This is a genomic window from Streptomyces sp. CO7 (assembly GCF_053474865.1).
Window position 1 is genome coordinate 219,510 of record NZ_JBRIOU010000004.1, and the last position, 6,261, is coordinate 225,770.

Annotated in this window: 6 protein-coding genes; 4 read left to right on the forward strand and 2 right to left on the reverse strand. The window is 73.9% G+C overall.

What is annotated here, in order from left to right:
* Positions 1-386: 386 nt before the first annotated feature.
* Positions 387-1,328 carry a 2-hydroxyacid dehydrogenase gene (locus tag ACOV8S_RS13715; RefSeq protein WP_448318095.1) on the reverse strand — a complete coding sequence of 314 codons (942 nt, stop codon included), beginning with the start codon at positions 1,326-1,328 and terminating at the stop codon, positions 387-389.
* 97 nt (positions 1,329-1,425) lie between these two features.
* Here ACOV8S_RS13715 and ACOV8S_RS13720 point away from each other — a divergent pair, with 97 nt between their 5' ends.
* On the forward strand, positions 1,426-2,424 hold the full coding sequence (locus ACOV8S_RS13720) for an aldo/keto reductase (protein ID WP_448318096.1): 999 nt from the start codon (positions 1,426-1,428) through the stop codon (positions 2,422-2,424).
* A gap of 271 nt (positions 2,425-2,695) precedes the next feature.
* Positions 2,696-3,808, forward strand: coding sequence for a PQQ-dependent sugar dehydrogenase (locus tag ACOV8S_RS13725; RefSeq protein WP_448318852.1), 1,113 nt, complete (start codon positions 2,696-2,698; stop codon positions 3,806-3,808).
* Positions 3,809-3,827: 19 nt separating this feature from the next.
* On the opposite strand, the gene ACOV8S_RS13730 is transcribed toward ACOV8S_RS13725, so the two are convergent.
* Complete coding sequence (locus ACOV8S_RS13730; RefSeq protein WP_448318097.1) at positions 3,828-4,571, reverse strand: TetR/AcrR family transcriptional regulator; 744 nt, start codon at positions 4,569-4,571, stop codon at positions 3,828-3,830.
* Between ACOV8S_RS13730 and ACOV8S_RS13735 the strand changes: the two genes are divergently transcribed.
* A complete protein-coding gene (locus ACOV8S_RS13735) occupies positions 4,570-5,121 on the forward strand; it encodes an NADPH-dependent FMN reductase (protein ID WP_448318098.1) in 552 nt (183 codons plus the stop codon). The genes ACOV8S_RS13730 and ACOV8S_RS13735 overlap by 2 nt on opposite strands.
* Before the next feature lie 5 nt (positions 5,122-5,126).
* A partial coding sequence (locus ACOV8S_RS13740; protein WP_448318100.1) for a DHA2 family efflux MFS transporter permease subunit occupies positions 5,127-6,261 on the forward strand: 1,135 nt, incomplete at its 3' end.

Sequence of the window (6,261 nt, forward strand, 5' to 3'; positions counted from 1 at the left end):
GAGGGGGAGCTCACCGGGGCCCCCCGCAGGCGCCGGGGCGGCGGGCGGCACTCGATCGGCGGCGGAAGGCCCGGGCGTGCGCCGTCGCGCACGAGGGTCGCCGACGGCGGCCCTGCGGCGCCGAGTTGCGGGTCGCGGCGCGGCAGGCCGCGGCATGATGGGTCCGTGGTCCGGTCGCTCGGCCGTACATCGCCCGTCGCCCCCCTCGCAGTTCGGTCCAGATCCTCTCCGGCGCCCCGGTGCGCGGCGCAGCCCCCGAGTGACGATACACCAGCATCGTCACTCAGGGACATACTTCATCTACTCTCCGTGATGACGTACGGAAGTTCGGAACGTTCCGCATCCACAGGACAGCGGAGAGTACCCGAAGCGGAGCGAACCATGCGTCAGGGACCGGTCGTCAGCATCACATTGCGCAGGGGGCGTCCGTCGGCGAACCGTGACAACTGGTCCACCAGCAGCCTCTTGGCCCTCGGGGCGAACGCACTGGTGGGGCCGCCGACATGGGGGCTGATCAGGACGCCGGGCGCGGTCCACAGGGGGTGGCCGGGCGGCAGCGGCTCGGGGTCCGTGACGTCCAGGGCGGCCCGGAGCCGGCCGGTCCGCACCTCCGCGAGCAGGGCATCGGTGTCCACCACCGGACCGCGCGAGACGTTCACCAGCAGGGCCCCGTCCTTCATCCCCGCCAGGAACTTCGCGTCCACCAGGCCCCGCGTGGCCCCGGTGAGCGGGGTGAGCAGTACCACCACGTCCGCCTCCGGCAGGAGCCCCGGGAGCTCGGGGAGCGGATGCACCGGTCCGCGCACCGTGGCGCGGGCGGAGCGCGCGACGCGCACCACCCGCGCGGGTTCGAAGGGCACGAGCCGGTCCTCGACCGCCGAGCCGATGGCCCCGTAGCCGACGATCAGCACGGTCCGGTCGGCGAGCGCGGGCCGGAAACCGTTCAGCCACTCCCCCCGCTCCTGGGCGCGCGCGAAGTCGGGGATGCCGCGCAGCTGGGCGAGGATCAGGGCCAGGGTGAGCTCCGCGGTGCTGGCGTCGTGGACGCCCCGGGCGTTGCAGACCTGGACGCCGCCGGGCAGCGAGGCGAGTCCCGCCTCGATGTGGTCGATGCCGGCCGACAGCGTCTGCACCACCTTGAGCGAGGTCATCTCCGGCATCGGGCGGACGGCCACGGAACCGGGCTTGAGGTACGGCACGACATAGAGGACGCAGGCCGCGGGGTCCGCCGGGTACGCGTCCTGGCCGTCCCAGAACCGGGGGACGAGGCCCTCCGGCAGTCCTTCCAGTTCGTCCTCGCGGTAGGGCAGCCACACTTCAGCAGTCATGCCCCGAGGCTAGGTGAGTGACGCCGGACGGCAGACGTTAGGTTGGGATCCCGCGTGCGGTGGCGGGCAGGGCAGGCCTAGGGAGGGTCGCGGGCAGGTGGAGCGCAGGAGGATGGGCTCGACGACGCTCGAGGTCGGCGCCGTCGGGCTGGGGTGCATGCCGATGAGCTGGGCGTACAGCACCTCTCGGCAGCGCGGCGGGGAGTCGCTGCGCGCCGTGCACCGGGCCCTGGACCTGGGCGGCGGAGCCATGCTCCTCGACACGGCCGACATGTACGGGCCGTTCACCAACGAGCTGTTGCTGGGCCGCGTGCTCAAGGAGCGCCGCTCCGAGGCGTTCGTCTCCACCAAGGTGGGGCTGCTGGTCGGCGAGGGGCATCTGGTCGCCAACGGCCGTCCCGGCTACGTGAAGCGGGCCTGCGACGCCTCGCTGCGGCGGCTGCAGACCGACGTGATCGACCTGTACCAGCTGCACCGCGCGGATCCCGAGGTCCCGGTCGAGGAGACCTGGGGCGCCATGGCCGAGCTGGTGCGCGAGGGCAAGGTCCGCTCGCTCGGGCTGTGCGCGGTGGGCGGCGCCCGCTCCGGTCGGCGGCCGGGGGCGAGACCTCACCGGGGGACGCTGGAGCAGCTGAGCCGGCTGCAGCGGGTGTTCCCGGTGACCGCGGTCGAGGCGGAGCTGTCCGTCTGGTCGCGGGAGGCGCTGGAGACCCTGCTGCCCTGGTGCACGGGGCACGGGGTCGCGTTCCTGGCCGCGACCCCGCTGGGCAGCGGCTACCTCACCGGCACGCTCACCCCGGGCGAGGGCTTCGAGCCGGACGACGCGCGGGCCCGCCACCCGAGGTTCACCGCGGAGATGATGGCCGCCAACCAGCCGATCGTCGCCGGGCTGCGCCGGGTCGCCGCGCGGCACGGGCAGGACGTGACCCCGGCGCAGGTGGCCCTTGCGTGGGTGCTCGCGCAGGGGCCGCACGTGGTGGCGGTGCCGGGCACCAAGCAGGAACGCTGGGCCGGGCAGAACGCGGCGGCGGCCGCGCTGCGGCTCACCGCCGAGGACCTCGCGGAGCTGCGGGACCTGCCGGCGGCGCTGGACTGAACGCGCGCGGTCGGCGCGGAGCATCCGACGCGGTCGGCGCGGTCCGCGCGGAGGACCCGGCGCGGTCGGCGCGGTCCGCGCGGAGGACCCGGCGCGGTCGGCGCGGTGCGCGCGGTGCGGGAACTTTCGGCGGCCGTCGGGTGTAGGACAGGGTGGGCCCGAAACCCGTGCGGTACCGCTACGCCCCCGCCGTGACCGACCCGACCGAAGGGACCTCCCCGTGCGACGTCCAACCGCCGCGGCCGCCGCCCTGGCCACGTCCGCGCTCCTGATGACGGCCGGCTGCTCCTCCGGTGACGGGAGCGGGAACGGGCCGTCCCCCACGTCCGGGAGCAGCGCGGCGGCGGCTCCCTCGCCGTCGGCGAGCCCGGGCCCGAGGACGCCTGGGGCGAAGGGGTCGGTGGAGGTGGTGCGGACGGTCGCCACCGGGCTGAAGTCGCCCTGGGGTGTGGCGGCGCTCGGCGACGACGCGCTGCTGGTCGCCTCCCGCGACGAGGGGACGATCACCCGGATCGACACCAGGAACGGCAGGAAGAGCGAGGTCGGCGAGGTGCCGGGGGTGTCCCCCGAGGGCGAGGGCGGGCTGCTCGGGCTGGCGCTGTCCCCGGGCTTCTCCTCGGACCACTACCTCTACGCCTACTTCACCTCGGCCTCCGACAACCGGATCGTGCGGATGCTCTACCGCCCGGACCGGCCGGCGGGAGAGCAACTGGGCGAGCCGGACACGGTGTTCCGGGGCATCCCCAAGGCCTTCGTGCACAACGGCGGACGCATCGCCTTCGGGCCGGACAAGCTGCTGTACGTCGGCACCGGTGAGGCGGGCGACCGGCCGCTGGCGCAGGACCGGGAGTCGCTCGGCGGCAAGATCCTCCGGCTGACCCCGGAGGGCGAGCCCGCGCCGGGCAATCCCTTCCCGGACTCCCCCGTCTTCTCGTGGGGTCACCGCAACGTGCAGGGCCTGGCCTTCGACGGCAAGCAGCGCCTGTTCGCGGCGGAGTTCGGGCAGGACACCTGGGACGAGGTGAACCAGATCGTGCCGGGCGGCAACTACGGCTGGCCCGAGCAGGAGGGCAAGGGCGGCGGCCCGGAGTTCCGCGACCCGCTCGCCCAGTGGCGCACCGAGGACGCCTCGCCCAGCGGCTTGGCCTACGCCGAGGGTTCGCTGTGGCTGGCCGGGCTGCGGGGCGAGCGGTTGTGGCGGATCCCGCTGGACGGCACCAGGGCGTCGGCGAAGCCGCAGTCCTTCCTGGAGGAGAAGTACGGCCGTCTGCGGACGGTGGTCGCGGCGGGCGGGGACCGGTTGTGGCTGGTCACCTCCAACACCGACACCCGCGGGGAGCCGCGCGACGGCGACGACCGCGTCCTGGAACTCCGGGTCACCTGACGGCTACCTGCCGCGCGCCTCACCGCTCCGGGCGGGTGGCGCGCGGCAGGTAGCCGTACAGGAAGGCCCGCACCCCCGCGGTGACCAGCGCCTCGCGCTCGGCCTCCGGCATGGGAACGGCGCCCAGGTGCGTCCGGCTGCTGATCTCGGTGCCGGTGAGCAGCAGGAAGTGCATCGCGGCCTGTCCGGGGTCCGGGGCCTCGAACCACCCCTCGTCGGCCAGTTCACGGAACCGCTCGCCCAGCGCGGCACGGGAGCGGTCCGGTCCGGCGGCACGCCAGGTCTCGAGGAACTCGGCCGGCAGCCGTCCCGCCTCGGCCTGCATCTGCCGGACGACGGCGAAGTGTTCGGAGGGGAGGGACTTGGGCTCCTGCCAGGCGTGGGCGAACGCCGCCAGGTCCGCCTCCAGATCGGTGATCTTGTGGAGTCTGCGGTCGATGGCGTCGATCTGCGCCCGGACCACCCGCTCACAGCCCTCCAGCAGGACGGTGCGGAACAACTCGGCCTTCCCGCCGGGGAAGTGGTTGTAGATCGTGCGGGTGGACACCGCCGCCTCCTGCGCGATGACGTCGATGCTCGCGCGCGCGTAGCCGTCCCGCCCGAACACCCTGGCGGCGCCCTGCACGATCGCCTGCCACTTGCCGGTCCGCCGCTCGCCCACCACGCCCGCCCTTTCGCCGTCCTGGCGCACACGGTATCGGCCGCCGAGAGAAATACAACGACCGTTGCATTTTCTACAACGCTCGTTGTACTTTCTGGGCATGACTTCTCACCTCTCCGCCCCGTTACGGGTCCTCGTCCTGACCGGCTCCACCCGGGAGGGCCGCTTCGCCCCCGTGGTCACGAACTGGTTCCTCCGGCTGGCCGCACAACGTGACGACCTCGTCCTCGATCCGGCCGACCTCGCCGACCACCCCGGCGGCGAGGGCCTCGACGAACGCCTCGCCGCCGCCGACGCGTTCGTCGTCGTCACTCCGGAGTACAACCACAGCTTCCCGGCTCCCCTCAAGCTGGCGATCGACCGCTACCGCGACGAGTGGCAGGCCAAGCCGGTCGGCTTCGTCTCCTACGGCGGCTTCGCCGGAGGGCTGCGCGCCGTCGAGCAACTGCGGCAGGTGTTCGCCGAGTTGCACGCGACGACGGTGCGCGACACGGTCAGTTTCCACCTGGCCTGGGAGCAGTTCGGGGAGGACGGCGCACCGCACGACCCCACCGTCCCCGAAGGATCCGCCAAGGCGATGCTCGACCAACTCGTCTGGTGGGGACGCGCCTTGCGCACCGGGCGGGCGACCGTGCCGTACCGGGCGGACTGACCGCGATGGCCGCCCTCGTGCGGCGGCCCGGGACCGCCCGGGCCGCCGCCCCGCTGCCCGCCGTCCCCCGGCAGGTCCTGGCCATGGCCGGTGTCCTGGTCCTGGGTTCGTTCATGACCGTCCTCGACCTGACCATCGTGAACGTGGCCCTGCCCCGTCTGGGGACGTCGTTCGGGAGCCCGCTGACCGTCGTCCAGTGGGTGGTCACCGGTTACGCCCTGGCGCTGGCCGCCGTCCTCCCGGTCACCGGTTGGGCGGTCGGCCGGTGGGGCAGCAGGCGCGTCTTCCTGACCTCCGTCGCGCTGTTCACCGCCGGCTCGGGCCTGTGCGGCCTCGCGGGGGACGCCGGGGCGCTGATCGCCTTCCGGGTGCTGCAGGGGGCGGGCGGCGGACTGATCGTCCCGGTGGCCATGACCGTCCTGCTGCGCGCCGTCCCCGCCGGGCGCAAGGGCACGGCGATGGCCGTCCTGAGCATCCCCGTGCTGATCGGCCCGATGACCGGGCCGGTGCTCGGCGGTGTCCTCGTCGACGTGCTGTCCTGGCGCTGGATCTTCCTGGTCAATCTGCCGGTGGGCGTCCTCACCCTGGTACTGGGCGCCCGGCTCGTCCCGGGCGGCGACCGGGATCCGGTGCGCCGCCCACTGGACCTGCCGGGCCTGCTCACCCTCTCCCCCGGCCTGGCCGCCCTGTTCTACGGCCTGACCGTGGCCGGCGAGACCGGTACGCTCGCGGCGCCCGGCACGCTGCTCCCCGTTCTCGTGGGCGGCTCGATGGTCGCCGTCTTCGCGGTCCGGGCGCTGCGGGCCGGCCGGCACGCCCTGCTGGACCTGCGGCTGCTCGCCCGGCCCGCGTTCGGCCGGGCGGTCGCGGCCATGGTGCCGTTCTCGGCGGCCTACTTCGGGCTCCTGATGGCGGTACCGCTGTACTGGCAGCAGGAGCGTGGACTGAGCGGGACCGCGACCGGGCTGCTGATGGCGCCACAGTTCCTGTGCAGCGGCACCGTGATGCAGCTGTCCGGCCGTGTCGCCGACCGGCTGCCGGCCCGGAGACTCGCGTTGCCCGGCATCGTGCTGACGGTCTGCGCGTACACGGCCCTCGCCATGGCCTCGGGCGAGGACCGGGTTCCCCACGGCTGGGTGG

Bases quoted from the DNA above. Each gene is read 5' to 3' on its own strand.
- ACOV8S_RS13715 (WP_448318095.1), bottom strand. From the start codon at position 1,328: ATGACTGCTGAAGTGTGGCTGCCCTACCGCGAGGACGAACTGGAAGGA.
- ACOV8S_RS13725 (WP_448318852.1), top strand. From the start codon at position 2,696: ATGACGGCCGGCTGCTCCTCCGGTGACGGGAGCGGGAACGGGCCGTCC.
- ACOV8S_RS13735 (WP_448318098.1), top strand. From the start codon at position 4,570: ATGACTTCTCACCTCTCCGCCCCGTTACGGGTCCTCGTCCTGACCGGC.
- ACOV8S_RS13730 (WP_448318097.1), bottom strand. From the start codon at position 4,571: ATGCCCAGAAAGTACAACGAGCGTTGTAGAAAATGCAACGGTCGTTGT.